The sequence below is a fragment of the Bradyrhizobium sp. 4 genome, assembly GCF_023100905.1.
Taxonomy (GTDB): domain Bacteria; phylum Pseudomonadota; class Alphaproteobacteria; order Rhizobiales; family Xanthobacteraceae; genus Bradyrhizobium.
The window spans coordinates 2,065,644-2,084,797 of record NZ_CP064686.1; the positions used below are offsets into that span (position 1 = coordinate 2,065,644).

The following is a 19,154-nucleotide window of genomic DNA, read 5'->3' on the forward strand; positions in this document are numbered from 1 at the left end:
TCTTCGGGTTGTCTCCACACTGGCTGAGTGGAGAATTGAGATGTTGAATCAGGGTGAACTGGACCAAGACGAGATGGGTCGGTTGATCGGTAGCGACAAGGTCGAGGGAACATCGGTCTACGGCGCCGATGGCAACAAAATCGGCTCGATCGAACGCGTGATGATCGACAAGGTCAGCGGCAAGGTGTCCTACGCCGTGCTCGGCTTCGGCGGATTTCTGGGCCTCGGCAACGACCATTATCCGCTGCCGTGGCAGTCGCTGAAATACGACACGGAGCTCGGCGGTTACGTCACGGGCATCACTACCAAGGAACTGGAAGGCGCGCCGAGATACGGCGAACGGAGTGATTGGAACTGGGGTGATGACGCCGCGGTTCGCGGCATCAACTCCTATTACGGCGTCCCCTTCGCGTAAGCGTTTCCACCGAAAGGAAGCTCGATGAGCAAGGAACGGCCTAACGACGATCCTCGGCAGCAGAGCGACTGGGGTTCGCACAAGCAGACGGACAAGCCCTGGAAGGGCACTCCGGAAAAGGAGCAGGGATCGGACGAGGTGAAGCCCGATCTCGAGAAGTGGCACGCGACGAAGACGCACTGACTCCAGGTGCATTCCCACGAGATATGGAGGCGGGCGCGGCACCCGGTGCCGCGCTCGCTTTTTGGGCAGGCGTTCACGAACGCGATGGTGCCCGCGACAAGCGGAACCATGATCAGGAGTTGCAGTTGGGCTCGCGGCGCGTGTGTCGGCTTTGGCGGCTCTGCCGCCAGTTTGATCCCCGAGAAAGGTGTTCACCGTGGATGCTCAAACACGGGAGCGTGGACCGTCCGCGGAGCAGCCGCAGAGGGCGAAGCAAGCTCCGAAGACATCTCCTGATCAGGCCCCCGACGCCCAGGACGCGAAGCCGGCGCAGGCGCCGTCGCTGCGAGACCGGATTCGCGAGCATTGGTTGGTGGCAAGCGTTGGCGCGATCGTCTTGTTCGCGGCGCTGATCGGCGGATTGCTCTATTGGCTTCAGATACGCCACTATGAATCCACCGACGATGCCTTCGTCGCCGCGCGCAGCTTTTCCGTGGCCTCCAAGGTCGGCGGCTACGTGACCGACATCCCGGTCACGGACAACCAGCATGTCAACGCCGGGGACCTTCTCGCCAAGATCGACGAGCGCGACTATCGCATCGCCATCGATCAGGCCAATGCGCAGGTCGCGGTCGCCAGGGCGAACATCGCCAATGTCGAGGCGCAGATCGTCTCGCAGCAGGAGCAGATCAAGCAGGCGGAGGCGCAGCTCGAACAGGCCCAGGCCCAGCTTCAGTTCTCGCAGGAAGAATTCGCGCGCGCCCAGGATCTGGTCGAGAAGGGCGCCGGCACCGTGCAGCGCCAGCAGCAGACCCGCTCCGATCTTCAGGCGCAGCAGGCCAACACTGAACGCGCGAAGACCGCTGTGACGGCCGCGCAGGTCGGCATCAAGACGCTGCAGGCGCAGCTCGAGGGCGCCCGGGCGCAGCTCGAGCAGTCGCAGGCGCAGCTCGATCAGGCCAAGCTGAACCTGCAATACACCAGTGTCGTTGCGGCGCAGTCCGGCCGCGTCGTCAAACTCAGCGGCGCCAAGGGCACCTTCGTCAACGCGGGCCAGAGCCTGATGATGTTCGTGCCCGACGAGGTCTGGATCGTCGCCAACTACAAGGAGACGCAGCTCAGCGACATGCGGCCGGGCCAGCCGGTCGAGATCCGCATCGACGCCTATCCCGGGCACAAGCTCACCGGCCATATCGAGTCCGTGCAGCCGGGCTCCGGCACCGCGTTCAGCCTGCTGCCGGCAGAGAACGCCACCGGCAATTACGTCAAGGTGGTACAGCGCGTGCCGGTGAAGATCGTGGTCGACAGCTGGCCGGCCGATTTGCCCGTTGGTCCCGGCATGTCGGTCGTACCCTGGACCAGGGTGCGATGACCGACACGGCGCAGGGCGGCGCGTCCGCGGGCGGCTGGTCGCCCGAGCGCTCGGCGGCGGGCGGTCATAATCCCTACCTCATCGCATTCGTCGTCTCGATCGCGACCTTCATGGAGGTGCTCGACACCACCATCGCCAACGTTGCCTTGCGCCACATCGCCGGTGGGCTCGCCGTCGGCATCGACGAGAGCACCTACGTCATCACCAGCTATCTCGTCGCCAACGCCATCGTGCTGTCGATCTCGGGCTGGCTGTCGACCGTGATCGGTCGCAAGCGCTTCTACATGATCTGCGTTGCGATCTTCACGGTCTCCTCGCTTTTGTGCGGCTTCGCCTGGAATTTGCAGGCGCTGGTGCTGTTCCGCATCCTTCAGGGCCTTGGCGGCGGCGGCATGGCGACCAGCGAGCAGGCGATCCTCGCCGACTCCTTCCCGCCGCACAAGCGCGGCCAGGCCTTCGCGATCTACGGCGTCGCGGTCGTGGTCGCGCCCGTGGTCGGTCCGACGCTCGGTGGCTGGATCACCGACACCTACACCTGGCACTGGGTGTTCCTGATCAACGTTCCCATGGGATTGCTGTCGCTGTTCCTGGTCGGCACACTGGTCAAGGAGCCCTCGAGTGCGGAGGAGGAGAGGGAGAAGCTGCTGAGCAAGGGCCTGCGGGTTGACTATGTCGGCTTCCTGCTGGTCGCGATCGGGCTCGGCTCGCTCGAATACGTGCTCGACGAAGGCCAGCGCAGCGACTGGTTCGGCTCGAACATGATCGTGTTCTTCGCGATGCTTTCAGCCATTTCGCTTCTTGCGCTGATCCCGTGGGAGCTGACGCGCGAGGATCCCATCGTCGATCTCCGCCTGCTCGGCCGCCGCCAGTTCGCCGCCTGCTTCCTGGTCATGCTTGCGACCGGCGCGGTGCTGATCTCGACGACGCAGCTTTTGCCGCAACTGCTCCAGAGCGATTTGAACTACACCGCCATGCTGGCCGGTCTCGCACTGTCACCGGGCGGAATCGCGACCTTGGTGCTGATGCCGGTGGTGGGGCGTCTCGTCAGCAGCGTGCAGCCGAAATACCTCATCATGTTCGGTGCTACCATCGTCGCGTTCTCGATGTGGCATCTCACGGGTCTCACCGGCGACATCACCTATGGCTACGCCGCGATGTCGCGCATCTTTCTCGCCCTCGGTCTACCTTTCCTGTTCCTGCCAGTCACGACCGCATCCTATGACGGCGTGCCGCCCGACAAGACCAACCAGGCCTCGGCGCTGATCAACGTCGCCCGCAATATCGGCGGCTCCATGGGCGTCGCGCTGGCGCAGACAATTCTGGCGCAGCGCCAGCAATTCCACCAGAGCCGCTTGATCGAGCACGCCGCGCCATCGGATCTCGGCTACCAACAGACCATCGAGACGATGACCCGCTTCTTCCAGGCTCAGGGCTCGAATGCCAGCGATGCGGCCTCGCAGGCGGTCGCCTGGGTCGGCCGCACTTTGCAGCACCAGGTCGATTTGCTCGCTTATATCGACGTGTTCTGGACGCTCGCGATCATCGCGGTGCTGATGATCCCGACCGCCGCGGTGCTGCGCCCGATCAAGCTGGGCGCTCCCGCGCGGGGGCATTGAGCAACGGCCGTTCGGAGAGAAGGGGTGACCGCGGCGCAAAAGTCCGGCTAGACTGGTTCAAGCGTCAAGCAAAAGCCCGGGAGGTAATTTAAGTGAAGACCGCGATCACCGAACTGTTCGGCATCGAGCACCCCATCATCCAGGGCGGCATGCATTTCGTCGGCTTTGCCGAGCTGGCGGCTGCCGTCTCCAATGCCGGCGGGCTCGGCATCAACACCGGTCTCACGCAGAAGACGCCGGAGCTGCTGGCAAAAGAGATCGCACGCTGCCGCGACATGACCGACAAGCCGTTCGGCGTGAACCTCACCTTCCTGCCGACCTTCGCCGCGCCGCCTTATCCGGAATACATCGCGGCGATCGTCGAAGGCGGCATCAAGTCCGTGGAGACCGCCGGCCGCAGCCCGGAAGCCTACATGCCCGCGCTGAAGGCCGCCGGGATCAAGGTCATCCACAAATGCACCTCGGTGCGCCACTCGCTGAAGGCCGAGCGCATCGGATGCGACGCGGTCAGCGTCGACGGTTTTGAGTGCGGCGGCCATCCCGGCGAGGACGACATTCCCAACATGATTCTGCTGCCGCGCGCGGCGGAGGAATTGAAGATTCCGTTCGTCGCATCCGGCGGCATGGCCGACGGCCGCAGCCTCGTCGCGGCGCTGTCGCTGGGGGCGGCCGGCATGAACATGGGCACGCGCTTCATCGCCACCAAGGAAGCGCCGGTGCACCAGAACGTCAAGAATGCGCTGGTCGCGGCGACCGAGCTCGACACCCGCCTGATTATGCGCAGCCTGCGCAACACCGAGCGCGTGCTGAAGAACGCCAATGTCGACCGCCTGCTCGAGATCGAACGCGAGAAGGGCGACAAGCTGAAGATCGACGACATCCACGATCAGGTCGCGGGCGTCTATCCCAGGATCATGCTGGACGGGCAGATGGACGCGGGCGCCTGGAGCTGCGGCATGGTCGCGGGCCTTATCCACGACATCCCCACCTGCGAGGAACTCGTCGACAGGATCATGGCTGAGGCGGAAACCATCATCCGCACCCGTCTGATGGGGTTTCTTGAAGAGACGGGTGCACCGCGAAAGGTCGCCTGAGACCGCCAAACTTCTTAACCACGGCGGCAGTTGAGCGCTGGAATTGCGCGCGACGCCCCCTAAATAGAGGTAAATTACCTCTTAACAATCAATTTCAGGAGGCGTCCGTGATTCCAAAGAGCGCTCCTTTTGCAATGGCTGTTGCCCTCGTGCTCGCATGGGGCGCCGTCGCGCGCGCTGACGACTACAAACCCAGTGAATATCTCGGCCTCGATCTTTCGAAGGCGGTGTTGTCGCCGAAGCGGCTCGGGCCCGAAACCCAGTTCGCGCCGGTCGCGCTGGAGGCGCGCGGCGGCAACGAGGCGCAGGCGCGCGCCGAGCCGGTCGACGTGCCGAAGAAGGTGGCCGCCGAACGCGTGCGCGTGTCGGAGCCGAAGGTCGCGCACGCCAAGCCCGCGCAGCCACGCGGCGCGGCGCGCACCAAGCTCGCGCATCGCCACGGCAATCCGCTCGACGCGCAGGCGATGGACACCCGTATCCAGACCTGGCCGTGCCGCAGCGGCGGCATCTGCAACTGGAAGCATTAGGTTCAGCTCCGAGCCGTCATCCGCACGTCGTAAAACCGTAGGCCCGCGGTCAAGAAACCGTAAGCCGGGGGTCAAACGACGCAGGCACCTTCCGTCGCTAGTCGACGAAGGTTTCCTGAATGGTAGCGCTCCGCGCCTCGCGCGCCTGGACCCGGCGGCAATTCCTGGTCCGTTCCACCTCGAGCCTCGCCGTTGCCGCGCTCGCAACGCCGCATCTCAGCCGCGCCGCGGATCGTCCGCAGATCGCAGGCGGCATCCAGTCCGGCGACGTCTCGGATGGCTCCGCCGTGATCTGGGCGCGCGCCGACAGGCCGGCGCGGATGCGGGTGGATTATTCGTCCGTGGAAAGCTTCAAGACCGTCATCGCGTCGGCTTTGCGCGATGCGTCGCCCGATGCCGACTTCACCTCGAAACTGCTGCTGGACGGTCTGCCGCCCGGGCAGGACATCTTCTATCGTGTGCGCTTCGACGACATCGCGACCGGCATCGCCGGCGAAAGCCGCATCGGCCATTTCCGCACTGCGCCGGCTGCCGGCCGGTCGATCTCGTTCCTGTGGTCCGGTGATACTGCGGGGCAGGGCTGGGGCATCGACACATCGCGCGGCGGCTACCGCAGCTATCGCACCATGCTCGGCAATCGCCCCGACTTCTTCATCCACTCCGGCGATCACATCTATGCCGACTGCACGATCCCCTCCGAGCAGAAGCTGCCGAACGGCGAGATCTGGCGCAATGTCGTGACCGAGGAGAAATCCGAGGTCGCGCACACGCTGGCGCAGTTCCGCGGCAACTACAAATACAACCATCTCGACGAGCACTTCCGCGCCTTCCACGCCGAGGTGCCGATGCTCGCGCAATGGGATGACCACGAGGTCACCAACGACTGGTCGCCGACCGGCAGTTATGACGGGGCAGGTCATGAGGATGACGGCACCCCGCGCCTGGTCGCGCGCGCCCGCCGCGCGTTCTTCGACTTCATGCCGATCCGCGACATCGGCGCGCGAAAGGGGCGGGTCTATCGCAAGATCGCCTATGGCCCGCTGCTCGACGTCTTCATGATCGACATGCGCAGCTATCGCGACGATAGCTGGAACAAGGGCGACGATCACCGCGGCTGGATCCTGGGCGCAGAACAGCTCGCCTGGCTGAAGCGTGAGCTCGCGGCGTCGCGCGCGACCTGGAAGATGATCGCGGCCGACCTGCCGATCGGGCTGGTCAGTCTCGATGCGGTCGCGCTGGGTAGTGGGCCGCCCGACCGGCGCGAGCACGAGATCGCCGATCTTCTCGCGTCCATCAAGCACGCCGGACTCCGCAACATCGTCTGGCTCACCGCCGACATGCATTACACCGCCGCGCATTATTACGATCCGAACAGGGCGCAATTCCAGGAGTTCGAACCGTTCTGGGAGTTCGTCTCGGGGCCCTTGCATGCCGGCACCTGGGGGCCGGGCGAGCTCGACGATACCTTTGGTCCGGTCGCGATGTACCAGAACGGGTGCAGCGAGGCGCAGGGGGAAAACCTCGCGCCCTGTTTCGGACTGCAGTTCTTCGGCAAGGTCGACATCGATGGCCGGACCGGCGTGATGACAGTGACGCTGAAGGACGTCGACAACCGGGACCTCTGGTCGGTCGATATCGAGCCGCAGCCGCAGGCGCGTCCAGCCGTCGTGGCGCAGCATTCCTGAGGGACGCTAACCCGATCTTGATTGGCCGCATTGCGCCTGCCGCGCTATGCTGTCCATTCCCGCCACCTCTCTTCCATCCCCAAAGAGTCTGCTCACGCAGCATTGCTGCTGGCCTCCGGCGGGCTGAACGATATCAGGAGCCTTTTCATGGATACTCTCAAGACACAGGGCATGAGCATGCCCAAGCTCGGCCTCGGGACCTTCCGCATGCAGGGCGATGCCTGCCGCGCGGCGGTCGAGAGCGCCCTATCGATCGGCTATCGCCATATCGATACCGCCGAGATGTACGGCAACGAAGAATCGATTGGCGCGGCGCTCGCCGCGGCCCGGCTGTCGCGGGGCGAGCTGCACGTCACGACGAAAGTCTGGCACGAGAACCTCAGCCCCGACGCCATTCGCCGCGCCTTCGACGCCAGCCTGAAGAAGCTGCGGCTCGACCATGTCGATCTCTATCTCGTGCACTGGCCGTCCAAGGCGGCGAACTGGGGCGCGGTGTTCGAGACCCTGATGAAGCTGAAGGAGGAGGGGCGCACGCGGGCGATCGGCGTCGCCAACTTCACCACGGCGCTGCTGAAGATCGCGGTCGAGGACATCAAGGCGCCGATCGCGTGCAATCAGATCGAATACCACGCCATGCTCGATCAATCGAAGGTGCTGGCCTATCTCAAGGCCAAATCGATCCCGCTGGTCGCCTATTGCCCGCTGGCCCAGGGGCGCGTCGCCTCCGATCCGGTGCTGGCCGAGATCGGCGCGAGGCACAATGCAACCGCCGCGCAGGTCGCGCTGAAATGGCTGCTCGACCAGGACGGTGTTGCCGCGATCCCGAAAGCCGCACGCCGAGAGAGCCAGCAGGCCAATCTCGACGCGCTGAAGATCACCCTCGATGATGCCGACCGCAACAAGATCGCCGCGCTGCCGAAGGACAGGCGCTGCGTCAATCCCGGCTTCGCGCCGGCATGGGACTGACCTCGCCGAACGTTTCGTGCACGCAAAGAAATGGCCCCGCGAGGGGCCATTTCCATATTGCGTTGCGCATTAGTCCCAATGATGGCGGTGACCACGCTTGATCACGACGACGCGGTCGCGATGGCGCCAGCCGCGATGCCAGCCGTGATCGCGATGCATGCCGTATTCGGCGCGGGCGCCATACATGCCGTGATGATGACCTCCGCGCTTGATCACCACCGTCTCCGCGCTGGCGAGCGTCGGCAGTGCAACCGCGAGCGCGCCGACAGCGGCAAGCACATAACCAAACTTCTTCATGATGTCCTCCTCCAATGGAATGCAAATCTAAACGGCGCATTCGCGGGAACGTTCCGGACGAATCGCAGGAGATTTCTGAACGCCTGTTCAGGTGGGTTAATCGCAGCGCTGTTGTGGAGGTGTTGACGCGCCGGTCGCGACGTATTTGCCGTCCCTGATCGTGTACTCGCCGCGCTCGCTGCGATTGTAGATTGCGCGCAAGCTGCCTTGCTTCGAAAGGAGCAGGCCAAACTCGCGCGTCTGCTGCAGCGATGGGAAGTACACCATCACATTGAGCATGCCGTCGGCGCTGACCGTCGCCGATACCACTTCGTTTTCGTCCTTGGTCTCGCCGAAATTGCGCCGGTACATCACCCTTCCGTCCTTGCGGATCTCGTAAATCAAGAGCGCGCCCTTGTCGCGGTCGGGCCGGACCGCGCAGTCGATCGCCCATGAGCCGAGCAGACCCCATTGCTCAACGGTCGCCGCGAGCGACTCGGCACCAGCCGCCGGCTCGAACGCAACCCACAGCACTGCTGCCGCGATCCAGCGGTTCAAACAACGCCTCATGTTCTGAAAAGCCCCACCTCCGAATGATTCCGAAGTGTAGCATCCTGCGAGCAATCGTCCACGCTGACCACCAATCGCGCGCGAATTTGATCCGCGTCAATGAGGCCGGCCGCTTCCGGGGTAGGATGGCGCTCCCGAAGTCGAAATTGGATAGACCGATGCTGAATCAAGTCAGGGATTTCGCAGGCGAGGTGCTGCCCGGGAGCTGCGCCGTGCCGCCTTATTCCGAGAGCGCGTTTCTGGCCGAGCTGGGCGACCGCTTGAAGTCCTCACGCATGCGCTGCGTCCTGTCGCGCCGGGAGCTGGCCCGCCGCTCCGGGATTTCCGAGCGCTACATCGCCCAGATCGAGGCCGGCAAGGGCAACGTCTCGATCGTGCTGCTGCTGCGGCTGGCCTCCGCGATCCACGGCAGCCAGCCTCAGATCGTCTGAAGGCTCAGGCTCGCTTCTCCACATTGGCGCTGCGGGGCGGCACGCCGAACTCCTTGCGGCAGATTTCGGCCAGCACGGCGACGCCCTCGCGAATCTGCTGATGCGAGGGGCTCGCAAAGCACAGCCTCAGTCGCGATCTGGAATGGTTCTTGTCAGTCGACCATTCCGGCCCCGGATTGATCGAGACGCCGGCGGCAAGCGCGGCCTGATACAGCTTTAGCGTATCCACCTGATCGGGCAGCTTCACCCACAGGAAGATGCCGCCCTTCGGCTCCTCGAACTCGGCTGCCGTCCCGAACTGCTCGTTGACGGCTTCCATCAGCGTGTCGAGCTTGGTGCGTAGCGCCTTGGTCAGCGCCGGCACGTGGGTCGAGAAATGCGGCTTGCAATAGGCGGCGAGCACCATCTGCTCCAGTGCGCCGGAGCCGGCGTCCGTCTTCAGCGCCAGCATCCGCGACATCACATCCCAGGGCGCGACGATGAAGCCGACGCGCAGCGCGGGCGCGATCGACTTCGAGAACGAGCCGATATGGATCACGCCGCCGTTCGGGCTCATCGCATAAATCGCCGGCGGCCGCTGTCCTGACCAGACCAGATCGGCATAGCAATCGTCCTCGAAGATGGGCACGCCGTAGTCCGCTGACAGCCGCAACAGCTCGGTGCGGCGGCCCTCCGGCATGATGCTGCCGGTCGGGTTCTGCACGGTCGGAATGGTGTAGATGTATTTCGGCCGGATGCCGCGGCCCTTGAGGTCGGCCAGCGTCGTGGCCAGCACGTCCATGCGCATGCCGTCCTTATCGAGGGGAATGCCAACAACGTTGACCCCGAGCCGTGCCAGGCGGGTCAGCGAGCCCTGATAGCTATCCTGCTCGAAGATCACGGTATCGCCGCGCGTCAGCAGCGTGGCGTTGACGAGGTCGAGCGCCTGCAGCGAGCCGGAGACGATCAGGAGGTCGTCGACCGTGCAGTTGATGCCAGCATCGCGCTTGAGTTTTGTCACCAGGAATTCGCGCAAGGGCAGATAGCCCTGGGGACCATGTGCCAGCCCGTAAGTGGCGAGCGAGCGGCCTTCGCGTTGCAGAGCCAGGTTGGCCGCCTCGATCAGATGATCGAGCGGCACCTGCTCGGAGTCGTTATTGCCGCCGACAAAACTGTATTTGGCAAGGCCCGTCCAGCGCGCAGAGGGGGCCGGCAGCCCTGCGGGAAACAGGGGCGCAAAATCGAAGCTGGACGTCATGGGAGCGTTCCTCGTTCTATTCTTGTCAGGCTGCCGGCTTTGCGCCGGTCAGTCGTGCTTCTTGCTTATTTCTTGCCGACCGTCCGGGTCGGACGGCCCTGGCTGATGAAAGCGTAATGCGCATTGGCGACGCCGCCAACCATCAAGGCCTCGACGGCAGGCTCGGCGATCTCGCTTGTTGCGGCCCAATCGACGAGGAAATTGGCTCCGGTCCCGCCGCGTACGTCGTCGGTCGGAATGAAGATCGAGACGGTGGCGAGGGGCTTCACCGCGACGGGTGCCTTCAGATAGCTCTCGACCTGCTTGCCTGCGGTGTCGAAATAGGCGATGCGTTTGACCACCAGTGCTTGCGTCTCGGAGGCGTTGTGCACGCTCAGGGTCACCGAGAAGTCGACGCGCAGCTTGCCCTGGCTCATCGCGACGCTGGAATAGGCGGGCACGTAGAACCCGCCGGAGACGGCGAGTTCTTCTTTTGGCAGTGCGGTGAGGGAATCGGCAAAGCTTTGTTCGATATTGACCTTGGATTGAGCGGCCGCGGGGACGGAGCAGGCGAGGGGACATAGCAGCATTGCGATGGCGAGCCCCATCCGCATGTGACGAATTGCTCGCTTGCCGCGCCGCACTCGATCACTAGGGTGCGGCAAAACGGACCAATCTGGCATGCACGAGCTCATTCGCGACATCACTCTCTGTATCCTGTTTGCCTGGATGCTGGGCTTGCTTGCCCACTTCTCCAGGCAACCGCTGATCCTGGCCTACCTTATCGCCGGCTTCTGCATTGGTCCATTTGGCGCCGGCTGGGTCAAGTCGCAGGAATCGATCAGCGTCATCTCCGAACTCGGCCTGATCTTCATGCTGTTCATGATCGGCCTGGAGATCGACCTGAAGAAGATCGTGCGGGCGGGAAAGGTCATCCTGTTCGCGGCGGGCGGCCAGCTTCTCGGCGGCTGCCTGCTCGGGGCGCTGTTCTTCGTCGGCATCGGCCTGTCGCTCGGTGGGGGCCAGTTCGACGCGGTTTATCTCTGCGTCGCCTGCGCGCTGTCGAGCACCGTCATCATCGTCAAGGTGCTCTACGAGAAGCGCGAGCTCGACACCCTGCCGGGCCGCATCACCCTCGGCGTGCTGGTGCTCCAGGACATCTTCGCGATCCTGTTCCTGGCGGTGCAGCCGAGCCTCGCCAATCTGGAAATCAGCGTCATCCTGCTCTCGATCGGCCGGGTCGCGGTGCTGGTCGCCGCGGCACTGCTGGTGAGCCGCTACGTGCTGCCGCGCCTGTTTCACCAGATCGCCCGCCGCCCCGAGCTGATCCTGCTCGGCGCGCTCGCCTGGTGTTTCCTGGTCGCCGAGACCGCCGAGCGGCTGTCGCTGTCGCGCGAGATGGGCGCCCTGATCGCCGGCGTCTCGCTCTCGACCTTTCCCTACGCGCTCGACGTCACGGCCAAGGTCACCACGCTGCGCGATTTCTTCATCACGCTGTTCTTCGTCGCGCTCGGCATGACCATTCCCGTGCCCGGCCTCTCCGTGATCGGGCTTGCCCTGATGATCGCGGCGTTCACGGTGGTGAGCCGCCTCGTCACCACCTTCGCCCCGCTCTATCTGATGAAGCAGGGCCTGCGCGCCAGCCTGTTGCCGGCCCTGAATCTCGCGCAGATCTCCGAATTCTCGCTGGTGGTGATCCAGACCGGCGTCGCCGACCATCACATCGCGGCGGAGACTGCGAATGCGGCCTCCTTCGCCTTCGTGGTGCTGGCGGTGCTCTCGACCTTCGTGATGACCCGCAGCGACGAGATCACCCGCTGGGCGATCGGTCCCCTGAAGCGGATCGGCCTACGCGATCTCGACCACGGCAATGGCCAAGGCGAGGAAGGGCACGAAGGCCATGGCGAGGCGCGCCGCATCGTCATCCTCGGCTTTTTCCGTGCGGCGAGCGCGCTGCTGGCCGAGATCGAACGGCAGGCACCGGTGCTGCTCGAGCAGATCACCGTGATCGACTTCAACCCCAATGTGTACCAGACGCTGCTTTCGCGCGGCCTGCATGTGATCTATGGAGATATCAGCAGCGCCGACACGCTGCTCCATGCCGGCGTCGGCAAGTCCGAGATGATCATCCTCAGCGTACCGGATGCGCTTCTGAAGGGGGCCAGCAACGAGAAGCTGGTCCGCCACGTCCGCACCCTCAACCCGACCGCCATGATCATTGCCACGGCCGATCTGTTGTCGGATGTGGACGAACTCTACGCGGCTGGCGCCAGCTATGTCACCGTGACCCGGCTCAGCGACGCCCACGAGTTGTTCACGGTGATCGAGGCCGCCCAAGCCGGCCTGTTGGCCGACAAGCGTGCCGAACTCGATCAGCGGCTTGGCGAGCGGCGCGAGGTGCTGCCCTGACCGCGCCAGGCCCGCTTCTCACCGGGGCTTTTCCTCGCCCATATCCCTGATCTGCCCGGTGCAAGCCGCCCGTCGGGCAGGGCTGCGGTCCGGCATATGTGGTTGCGCCGGGGACACTAGCGCCCCGGCCCAAGTCCGGCTAAGCCTCCGGGCCATAACCGATAGAGATTGGGAAATGCCGGATAACGTCCAGGAAGTCTTGCAGGCCTTTGCCCGGGGTGAGCTCGTGGTCGTCACCGACGACGATGACCGCGAGGGCGAGGGCGATCTGATCGTCGCCGCCTCGTTCTGCACCGCGGAGAAGATGGCATTCATCATCCGCCACACCTCCGGCATCGTTTGCGCGCCGATCACCACCGAAGATGCGCGCCGCCTGCGGCTCGATCCGATGGTGGCCCACAACGATTCCGCGCACACCACCGCATTCACGGTCTCGATCGACTACAAGCCCGACGGCGGCACCGGCATCTCGGCCGAGGAGCGCGCCTCGTGCTGCCGCGCGCTGTCCAATCCCAACGCTGGTGCCAACGATTTCGCCCGTCCCGGCCACATCTTCCCGCTGATCGCCAAGGACGGCGGCGTGCTGCTGCGCTCCGGTCATACCGAGGCCGCGGTCGATCTGTGCAAGCTCTCCGGCCTGCCGCCGGTCGGCGTCATCAGCGAGTTGATGAATGACGACGGCAGCGTAATGAAGGGCGAGCAGGTCGCCCGCTTCGCCGCCCAGCACAAGCTCAAGCACGTCACCATCGCCGACATGATCGCCTACCGCCAGGTGCGCGAGAAGCTGATCGAGCGGGTCTCGACCTTCGTCACCGAAAGCCCGATCGGGCCGCTTCAGGGCTATGCCTACCGCTCGCCGTTCGATTCCATCGCCCACGTCGCCTTCGTCTATAACGGCGTCGGCGACGGCAAGAACGTCCTGACACGCTTCCACAAGCCGAACATCGTCAAGGACATCTTCACCGGCCACAAGCGCATGGCGGCGGTGCTCGAGCACTTCAAGAAATCGGGCCGTGGCGTTCTGGTCTATCTGCGCGACGGTGCTGCCGGTGTCCCCGTGGCGCCGCTGCCCGATGAGAGCTCGACCGAGGCTGACCGCAACCGCCAGTGGCGCGAAGTCGGCGTCGGTGCACAGATCCTGCGCGATCTCGGCGTCACCTCGATCCGGCATCTCACCTCCTCCGTGCACGACTACAAGGGCCTTTCGGGCTTCGGCATCGAGATCGTCGCCAACGAGCTGCTCGAAAGCTAGCGCTGTCATCCCGGGGTGCGCGAAGCGCATCCCCCGAGGCGCGCCTCGCAGGTCCCCGGGATTCACGCAGACCCGATCATCTGCAACGCAATTGCACTTGTTGCCGCGGCGCTTTACGTTGTCGGGCAAATTTTGACGGAACCAGACGAAAGGACGTTTCATGACCGCGCGCCCTCAGGCCAAGGACAAGCCGGCTTCGGCTTCTTTCCAGTGGGACGATCCGTTCCTGCTCGACGAGCAGCTCACCGAAGACGAGCGCATGGTGCGCGACACCGCGCGCGCCTACGCCCAGGACAAGCTGCTGCCGCGCGTCGCCAAGGCCTATCTCGAAGAGAAGACGGATCGCGAGATCTTCAACGAGATGGGCGAACTCGGCCTGATCGGCATCACGTTGCCGGAGGAATATGGCTGCGCCAATGCAGGCTATGTCGCCTATGGTCTGGTCGCACGCGAGATCGAACGGGTCGATTCCGGCTACCGCTCGATGAACTCGGTACAGTCGTCGCTGGTGATGTATCCGATCTACGCCTATGGCGACGAGAACCAGCGCAAGAAGTACCTGCCGAAGCTCGCCAGCGGCGAGTGGGTCGGCTGCTTCGGGCTGACCGAGCCTGACGCCGGCTCCGATCCAGCCGGCATGAAAACCCGCGCCGAGAAGGTCTCGGACGGCTATCGCCTGACCGGCAGCAAGATGTGGATCTCGAACGCGCCGATCGCCGACGTGTTCGTGGTCTGGGCCAAGTCGGCCGCGCACGACAACCAGATCCGCGGCTTCGTGCTGGAGAAGGGCATGAAGGGCCTGTCGGCACCGAAGATCGGCGGCAAGCTGTCGCTTCGCGCCTCCATCACCGGCGAGGTCGTGATGGACGGCGTCGTGGTTCCGGAAGACGCGCTGCTGCCCAACGTCTCCGGCCTGAAGGGCCCGTTCGGCTGCCTCAACCGCGCCCGCTACGGCATCTCCTGGGGCGTGCTCGGCGCGGCCGAGGACTGCATGCACCGCGCCCGCCAGTACACGCTCGACCGCAAGCAGTTCGGCAAGCCGCTCGCTGCGACCCAGCTCGTGCAGAAGAAGCTCGCGGACATGCAGACCGAGATCGCGCTGGGCCTTCAGGGCTCGCTCCGCGTCGGCCGCCTGATGGACGAGGGCAAGTTCGCGCCCGAGATGATCTCGATCATGAAGCGCAACAATTGCGGCAAGGCGCTCGACATCGCCCGCGTCGCGCGCGACATGCACGGCGGCAACGGCATCTCGATCGAGTATCACGTGATGCGCCACGTCCATAACCTCGAGACCGTCAACACATACGAGGGCACCCACGACGTCCACGCCCTGATCCTGGGCCGCGCGATCACGGGCATTCAGGCGTTTTTCTAGGCACGTATTCCGTGGCCGTCGTTTTGCTCAGCTGTCATCGTCCGCGAAAGCGGACGATCCAGTATCCCAGAGACCTCGCCTTCGCCACCGGCGCCACGGCGTACTGGATACCCCGCCTTCGCGGGGTATGACGGCGAGGGTTGGGGCTGCAGTGCACAGGAAGTCCCATGTCCGACAACGACGACGTCCCGTTCAACCGCGACTTTCCGCTGAAGCCCGGCATCGTCGAGGAGGTCCGCCCCGGTGTGCGGCGCGTGCTCTGTAACAATCCGAGCCCGTTCACTTTCACCGGCACGGTCAGCTACATCGTGGGCCGAGGCAATGTCGCGATCATCGATCCCGGTCCGGATGACGAGGCGCATGCGGCGGCGCTGCTCGATGCTGTCAGCGGCGAGACGGTGAGCCATATCTTCGTCACCCACACCCACCGCGACCATTCGCCGAACACCGCGCGGATCAAGCGGGCGACCGGCGCGGCTGTTTACGCCGAAGGCCCGCACCGCGCCTCGCGCCCGCGTTTCGAGAGCGAGAAGCACAACCCGGAATCCGGCGCCGATCGCGACTTCGCGCCCGATATCAGGATCGCCCATGGCGACGTGGTCGAAGGCGACGGCTGGCGGCTCGAGGCCGTGGCGACACCTGGCCATACCGCCAATCACCTTGCGTTTGCCTGGCCCGAGCGGAAATTCAACTTCGTCGGCGATCACGTGATGGGGTGGTCGACCTCAATCGTGGCGCCGCCCGACGGCTCGATGATCGATTACATGGAATCGCTGGATCGTCTCGCCGCGCGCGAGGAGGATGTGTATTTCTCCGGCCACGGCCCCGAAATTCCGGACGGTCCGCGCTTCGTGCGCTTCCTGATCCGTCACCGCAAGGCGCGCGAGGCCTCCATCCTGCACCGCCTTGCCAAGGGCGAGACCGATATCCCGACCATGGTCCGGGCGATCTATATCGGCATCGATCCAAGGCTCACCACCGCGGCGGGCTACTCCGTGCTGGCGCATCTGGAGGACCTGGTCGCCCGCGGCGTGGTGGCGACGGATGGCGATCCCGTGATCGGCGGGACCTATCGGATGGCGAACGCCTAGCGTTCCGTCACTTCTTCACAGTTTTCGCCGGCGCCTTCGGCGGCGCCACCGGCGTCTTCTTCACCGGCTTGAGTGCGTCGGCATCGGCGGCGGTGTTGAGATCGTCGATGAATTTCTTCACCCGCGCGGCGTTGCTGCCGAGGTCGCTCTCGAAATAGCGCGAGGCGGAGCGGATATCGACGCGGGAATCCTCGCCGTCGGGCACGACGCGGATCGCGATGTCCTCGCGGAACCCCATGATCGGCGAGCGCGCCACCGCCTCGATGCGGCCGATGCGGCGCGGCGGCTGCGGCGCGCGCTCGTCGATGACAAGCCATTTGCGCTTGTTGACCAGCTGAAGCGCGATCGCATAGGCGCGGTCGACTGAAATCTCGAGCTCGATCGGCTCGATATCAGGATAGAACTGACGCTGCTGCTCGGCCGAATAGAGGCCGGCATACACAGCGGTATTGGCACCATCGCCGGTGCGCAGGCGGGCCAGCGCGTCGAAGCGCGGCGGGTCGATCGGGTCGGTGGTGATGTCGTGGATCGCCGGCAGCTTGCGGTATTGCAGGCCGAGATAGGCGGGATAGGCGAGGATCGCGCCGTCGATCAGGAAGGCAAGCAGGATGCGCGCCATGCCGCGCGAGCCGTTCTGCCAGATCGCGGCAAAGCCGGCGAGCCCGAACAGGATCGAGAGCGCCGCAATCCCGAGCCCGCCGAAGAAGGTCGCGAGTGCCGGCTTCATCTCCAGGAAGCCGAACCGGACGATGATGATCGAGACCACCACCGCCACCACCGCGAACACGGCCAGATTGCGCGCCCAGCTCGCGAGACTGGACACGGGCTCCGACTGATAGGGAGCGGAAAACCTGCGGGCCATCGGGTGAGCTCTGCCGGGGTCTTGAGGGCGATGCCGGCCGATCGGGCACGACGATGGGCCGTTGAGACCACGGCCCCGAGGCAAATTCAAGGGTTCCCGGGATGTTACGGCCTGTCATTCCGGGGTCGATGACGTTGGCATCGCCCGGAATGACGGTTTGGTTTGGCCGCCTACGCCGCTGCGTTCGGGAAGCGGTATTCTTTGAACTGGTCGCGCAGCGCGGTCTTCAGGATCTTGCCCGTCGCCGTGTGGGGGATGCCTTCGACGAAGGCAACGTCGTCGGGCATCCACCATTTGGCGATCTTGCCGTCCATGAACTTCAGGATGTCCTCGCGGCTGGCCTGCTGGCCCTGCTTGAGCTGCACGATCAGCAGCGGACGCTCGTCCCATTTGGGATGGAACACGCCGATCACGGCGGCTTCCGCCACGGCGGGATGGCCGACGGCGAGGTTTTCCAGCTCGATCGAGGAGATCCACTCGCCGCCGGATTTGATCACGTCCTTGGAGCGGTCGGTGATCCGCATGTAGCCGGCTTCGTCGATGGTCGCGACGTCTCCGGTGTCGAAGAAGCCGTCCTCGTCGAGAATATCAGTGTCGACCCGGTAATAAGCCTTGGCGACGGCCGGGCCGGCGACCTTGAGGCGGCCGAAGGTCGTGCCGTCCCACGGCAATTCCTTGCCGGCATCGTCGGTGATCTTCATCTCGACGGCGAACGGCGCGTAGCCCTGCATCTGGAGCACGTCGAGCCTGGCCTCGCCGGTCGCGTTCTGGAACGGCGGCTTCAGCGCCGCGACGCTGCCGATCGGGCTCATCTCGGTCATGCCCCAGGCGTGGCGGACGTTCGAGCCCATGTCGAGGAAGGCCTTGATCATCGAGCGCGGCATCGCCGAGCCGCCGCAGATCACCATCTTCAGGTCCGGCAGCTTGAGATTGTTGGCGGTCATGTGCTGGAGCAGCATCAGCCACACCGTGGGCACGCCGGCGGTATGCGTCACCCTCTCGGTCGAGAGCAGCTCATAGACCGAGGCGCCGTCGAGCTTGGCGCCGGGCATCACGAGTTTGGTGCCCTGCGAGGGCGCGGAGAAGGCGATGCCCCAGCTGTTGGCGTGGAAGAGCGGCACCACGGGAAGCATGGTCTCGGAGGCGCTGGTACCGAGCGCGTCGACATTGTTGGCCATCAGCGCGTGCAGCACGTTGGAACGATGCGAATACAGCACGCCCTTGGGGTCGCCGGTGGTGCCCGATGTGTAGCACATCGCGGCCGCCGTGTTCTCGTCAAAGTCCTTCCATTTAAACTTGCCGTCGGCCTCCGCAATCCAGTCCTCGTAGGCGACCACGTTCTTCAGCGCCGTCTGCGGCATGTGCGCCTTGTCGGTGAGCACGACGTAGCGTTCCACGCTTGTCAGCTTGTCGGCGATCTTCTCCAGGACCGGAATGAACGTGATGTCGGTCATCACGATGCGGTCCTGCGCATGGTTGATGATCCAGGCAATCTGCTCGGGGAAAAGGCGGGGATTGACGGTATGGCAGATGGCGCCGATCCCCATGATGCCGTACCAGACCTCGAGATGGCGCCAGGTGTTCCAGGCGATCGTTGCGACACGGTCGCCGAGCTTGATGCCGTCGCGCTCCAGCATCTGCGAGACCTTGAGCGCCCGCTTGTGGATATCGGCATAGGTGGTGCGATGGATCGGTCCCTCGACCGATCGCGTCACGACCTCCTGCTTGCCATGAATCTTGGCGGCGTGTTCGATGATCCGGTGGCAGAGCAGGGGCCAGTCTTGCATCAAACCAAGCATTCCGTCGTTCCTCCGAGAAGCCGCTGGGCGGATTGT

At 64.5% G+C, this 19,154-nt stretch carries 19 protein-coding genes; 13 read left to right on the plus strand and 6 right to left on the minus strand.

The window, feature by feature from the left end:
• Positions 1-40 precede the first annotated feature (40 nt).
• The 8 genes from IVB45_RS09475 to IVB45_RS09510 all read left to right on the plus strand — a co-directional run bounded on the left by IVB45_RS09475 (position 41) and on the right by IVB45_RS09510 (position 7,837).
• On the plus strand, positions 41-415 hold the full coding sequence (locus IVB45_RS09475) for a PRC-barrel domain-containing protein (protein ID WP_247356927.1): 375 nt from the start codon (positions 41-43) through the stop codon (positions 413-415).
• A 24-nt stretch (positions 416-439) separates the two neighbouring features.
• Positions 440-598: a hypothetical protein gene (locus IVB45_RS09480; RefSeq protein ID WP_007594751.1), complete on the plus strand. Its 159-nt coding sequence runs from the start codon at positions 440-442 to the stop codon at positions 596-598.
• 196 nt (positions 599-794) lie between these two features.
• Entirely contained in the window at positions 795-1,949 is a 1,155-nt protein-coding gene (locus IVB45_RS09485) for an HlyD family secretion protein (protein WP_247356925.1), read from the plus strand.
• Positions 1,946-3,565, plus strand: coding sequence for a DHA2 family efflux MFS transporter permease subunit (locus IVB45_RS09490; protein ID WP_247356924.1), 1,620 nt, complete (start codon positions 1,946-1,948; stop codon positions 3,563-3,565). The genes IVB45_RS09485 and IVB45_RS09490 overlap by 4 nt, the downstream gene beginning before the upstream one ends.
• A 92-nt stretch (positions 3,566-3,657) precedes the next feature.
• The gene (locus IVB45_RS09495; RefSeq protein WP_247356923.1) at positions 3,658-4,659 is read left to right on the plus strand and encodes a nitronate monooxygenase family protein; all 1,002 of its coding nucleotides are present in this window, start codon (positions 3,658-3,660) and stop codon (positions 4,657-4,659) included.
• 107 nt (positions 4,660-4,766) lie between these two features.
• Positions 4,767-5,186, plus strand: a complete 420-nt coding sequence (locus IVB45_RS09500; RefSeq protein WP_247356921.1) for a hypothetical protein — start codon at positions 4,767-4,769, stop codon at positions 5,184-5,186.
• 119 nt (positions 5,187-5,305) lie between these two features.
• Positions 5,306-6,871, plus strand: coding sequence for an alkaline phosphatase D family protein (locus IVB45_RS09505; RefSeq protein WP_247356919.1), 1,566 nt, complete (start codon positions 5,306-5,308; stop codon positions 6,869-6,871).
• Positions 6,872-7,018: 147 nt separating this feature from the next.
• The gene (locus IVB45_RS09510; protein WP_247356917.1) at positions 7,019-7,837 is read left to right on the plus strand and encodes an aldo/keto reductase; all 819 of its coding nucleotides are present in this window, start codon (positions 7,019-7,021) and stop codon (positions 7,835-7,837) included.
• Between the two features lie 69 nt (positions 7,838-7,906).
• Here IVB45_RS09510 and IVB45_RS09515 read toward each other — a convergent pair whose 3' ends face one another.
• Positions 7,907-8,134: a hypothetical protein gene (locus IVB45_RS09515; protein WP_027516531.1), complete on the minus strand. Its 228-nt coding sequence runs from the start codon at positions 8,132-8,134 to the stop codon at positions 7,907-7,909.
• A 96-nt stretch (positions 8,135-8,230) separates the two neighbouring features.
• Positions 8,231-8,683, minus strand: coding sequence for a hypothetical protein (locus IVB45_RS09520; protein WP_247356916.1), 453 nt, complete (start codon positions 8,681-8,683; stop codon positions 8,231-8,233).
• A gap of 158 nt (positions 8,684-8,841) precedes the next feature.
• Between IVB45_RS09520 and IVB45_RS09525 the strand changes: the two genes are divergently transcribed.
• Positions 8,842-9,114 (plus strand): helix-turn-helix domain-containing protein, encoded by a 273-nt coding sequence (locus IVB45_RS09525; RefSeq protein ID WP_018456224.1) that lies wholly within the window; start codon positions 8,842-8,844, stop codon positions 9,112-9,114.
• 4 nt (positions 9,115-9,118) lie between these two features.
• On the opposite strand, the gene IVB45_RS09530 is transcribed toward IVB45_RS09525, so the two are convergent.
• The gene (locus IVB45_RS09530) at positions 9,119-10,351 is read right to left on the minus strand and encodes a PLP-dependent aminotransferase family protein (RefSeq protein ID WP_247356914.1); all 1,233 of its coding nucleotides are present in this window, start codon (positions 10,349-10,351) and stop codon (positions 9,119-9,121) included.
• Between the two features lie 65 nt (positions 10,352-10,416).
• On the minus strand, positions 10,417-10,944 hold the full coding sequence (locus IVB45_RS09535) for a DUF3124 domain-containing protein (protein ID WP_247356912.1): 528 nt from the start codon (positions 10,942-10,944) through the stop codon (positions 10,417-10,419).
• 67 nt (positions 10,945-11,011) lie between these two features.
• Here IVB45_RS09535 and IVB45_RS09540 point away from each other — a divergent pair, with 67 nt between their 5' ends.
• The 4 genes from IVB45_RS09540 to IVB45_RS09555 all read left to right on the plus strand — a co-directional run bounded on the left by IVB45_RS09540 (position 11,012) and on the right by IVB45_RS09555 (position 16,457).
• Entirely contained in the window at positions 11,012-12,739 is a 1,728-nt protein-coding gene (locus IVB45_RS09540; RefSeq protein WP_247356906.1) for a cation:proton antiporter, read from the plus strand.
• Between the two features lie 175 nt (positions 12,740-12,914).
• Entirely contained in the window at positions 12,915-13,991 is a 1,077-nt protein-coding gene (ribB, locus tag IVB45_RS09545) for a 3,4-dihydroxy-2-butanone-4-phosphate synthase (protein WP_247356904.1), read from the plus strand.
• Between the two features lie 160 nt (positions 13,992-14,151).
• Positions 14,152-15,366, plus strand: a complete 1,215-nt coding sequence (locus IVB45_RS09550) for an acyl-CoA dehydrogenase (RefSeq protein WP_007594720.1) — start codon at positions 14,152-14,154, stop codon at positions 15,364-15,366.
• Between the two features lie 167 nt (positions 15,367-15,533).
• Positions 15,534-16,457, plus strand: a complete 924-nt coding sequence (locus IVB45_RS09555) for an MBL fold metallo-hydrolase (protein ID WP_247356901.1) — start codon at positions 15,534-15,536, stop codon at positions 16,455-16,457.
• A 7-nt stretch (positions 16,458-16,464) separates the two neighbouring features.
• On the opposite strand, the gene IVB45_RS09560 is transcribed toward IVB45_RS09555, so the two are convergent.
• Positions 16,465-17,319 (minus strand): DUF1499 domain-containing protein, encoded by an 855-nt coding sequence (locus IVB45_RS09560; protein WP_007594716.1) that lies wholly within the window; start codon positions 17,317-17,319, stop codon positions 16,465-16,467.
• A gap of 170 nt (positions 17,320-17,489) precedes the next feature.
• The gene (locus IVB45_RS09565) at positions 17,490-19,118 is read right to left on the minus strand and encodes a fatty-acid--CoA ligase (protein ID WP_247356899.1); all 1,629 of its coding nucleotides are present in this window, start codon (positions 19,116-19,118) and stop codon (positions 17,490-17,492) included.
• Positions 19,119-19,154: the final 36 nt, after the last annotated feature.

Excerpts from the sequence above, each read along its gene's own strand:
- IVB45_RS09475 (WP_247356927.1), top strand. The coding sequence starts at position 41 with ATGTTGAATCAGGGTGAACTGGACCAAGACGAGATGGGTCGGTTGATC.
- IVB45_RS09480 (WP_007594751.1), top strand. The coding sequence starts at position 440 with ATGAGCAAGGAACGGCCTAACGACGATCCTCGGCAGCAGAGCGACTGG.
- IVB45_RS09490 (WP_247356924.1), top strand. The coding sequence starts at position 1,946 with ATGACCGACACGGCGCAGGGCGGCGCGTCCGCGGGCGGCTGGTCGCCC.
- IVB45_RS09505 (WP_247356919.1), top strand. The coding sequence starts at position 5,306 with ATGGTAGCGCTCCGCGCCTCGCGCGCCTGGACCCGGCGGCAATTCCTG.
- IVB45_RS09510 (WP_247356917.1), top strand. The coding sequence starts at position 7,019 with ATGGATACTCTCAAGACACAGGGCATGAGCATGCCCAAGCTCGGCCTC.
- IVB45_RS09515 (WP_027516531.1), bottom strand. The coding sequence starts at position 8,134 with ATGAAGAAGTTTGGTTATGTGCTTGCCGCTGTCGGCGCGCTCGCGGTT.
- IVB45_RS09520 (WP_247356916.1), bottom strand. The coding sequence starts at position 8,683 with ATGAGGCGTTGTTTGAACCGCTGGATCGCGGCAGCAGTGCTGTGGGTT.
- IVB45_RS09525 (WP_018456224.1), top strand. The coding sequence starts at position 8,842 with ATGCTGAATCAAGTCAGGGATTTCGCAGGCGAGGTGCTGCCCGGGAGC.
- IVB45_RS09530 (WP_247356914.1), bottom strand. The coding sequence starts at position 10,351 with ATGACGTCCAGCTTCGATTTTGCGCCCCTGTTTCCCGCAGGGCTGCCG.
- IVB45_RS09535 (WP_247356912.1), bottom strand. The coding sequence starts at position 10,944 with ATGCGGATGGGGCTCGCCATCGCAATGCTGCTATGTCCCCTCGCCTGC.
- IVB45_RS09540 (WP_247356906.1), top strand. The coding sequence starts at position 11,012 with ATGCACGAGCTCATTCGCGACATCACTCTCTGTATCCTGTTTGCCTGG.
- ribB (WP_247356904.1), top strand. The coding sequence starts at position 12,915 with ATGCCGGATAACGTCCAGGAAGTCTTGCAGGCCTTTGCCCGGGGTGAG.
- IVB45_RS09550 (WP_007594720.1), top strand. The coding sequence starts at position 14,152 with ATGACCGCGCGCCCTCAGGCCAAGGACAAGCCGGCTTCGGCTTCTTTC.
- IVB45_RS09555 (WP_247356901.1), top strand. The coding sequence starts at position 15,534 with ATGTCCGACAACGACGACGTCCCGTTCAACCGCGACTTTCCGCTGAAG.
- IVB45_RS09560 (WP_007594716.1), bottom strand. The coding sequence starts at position 17,319 with ATGGCCCGCAGGTTTTCCGCTCCCTATCAGTCGGAGCCCGTGTCCAGT.
- IVB45_RS09565 (WP_247356899.1), bottom strand. The coding sequence starts at position 19,118 with ATGCTTGGTTTGATGCAAGACTGGCCCCTGCTCTGCCACCGGATCATC.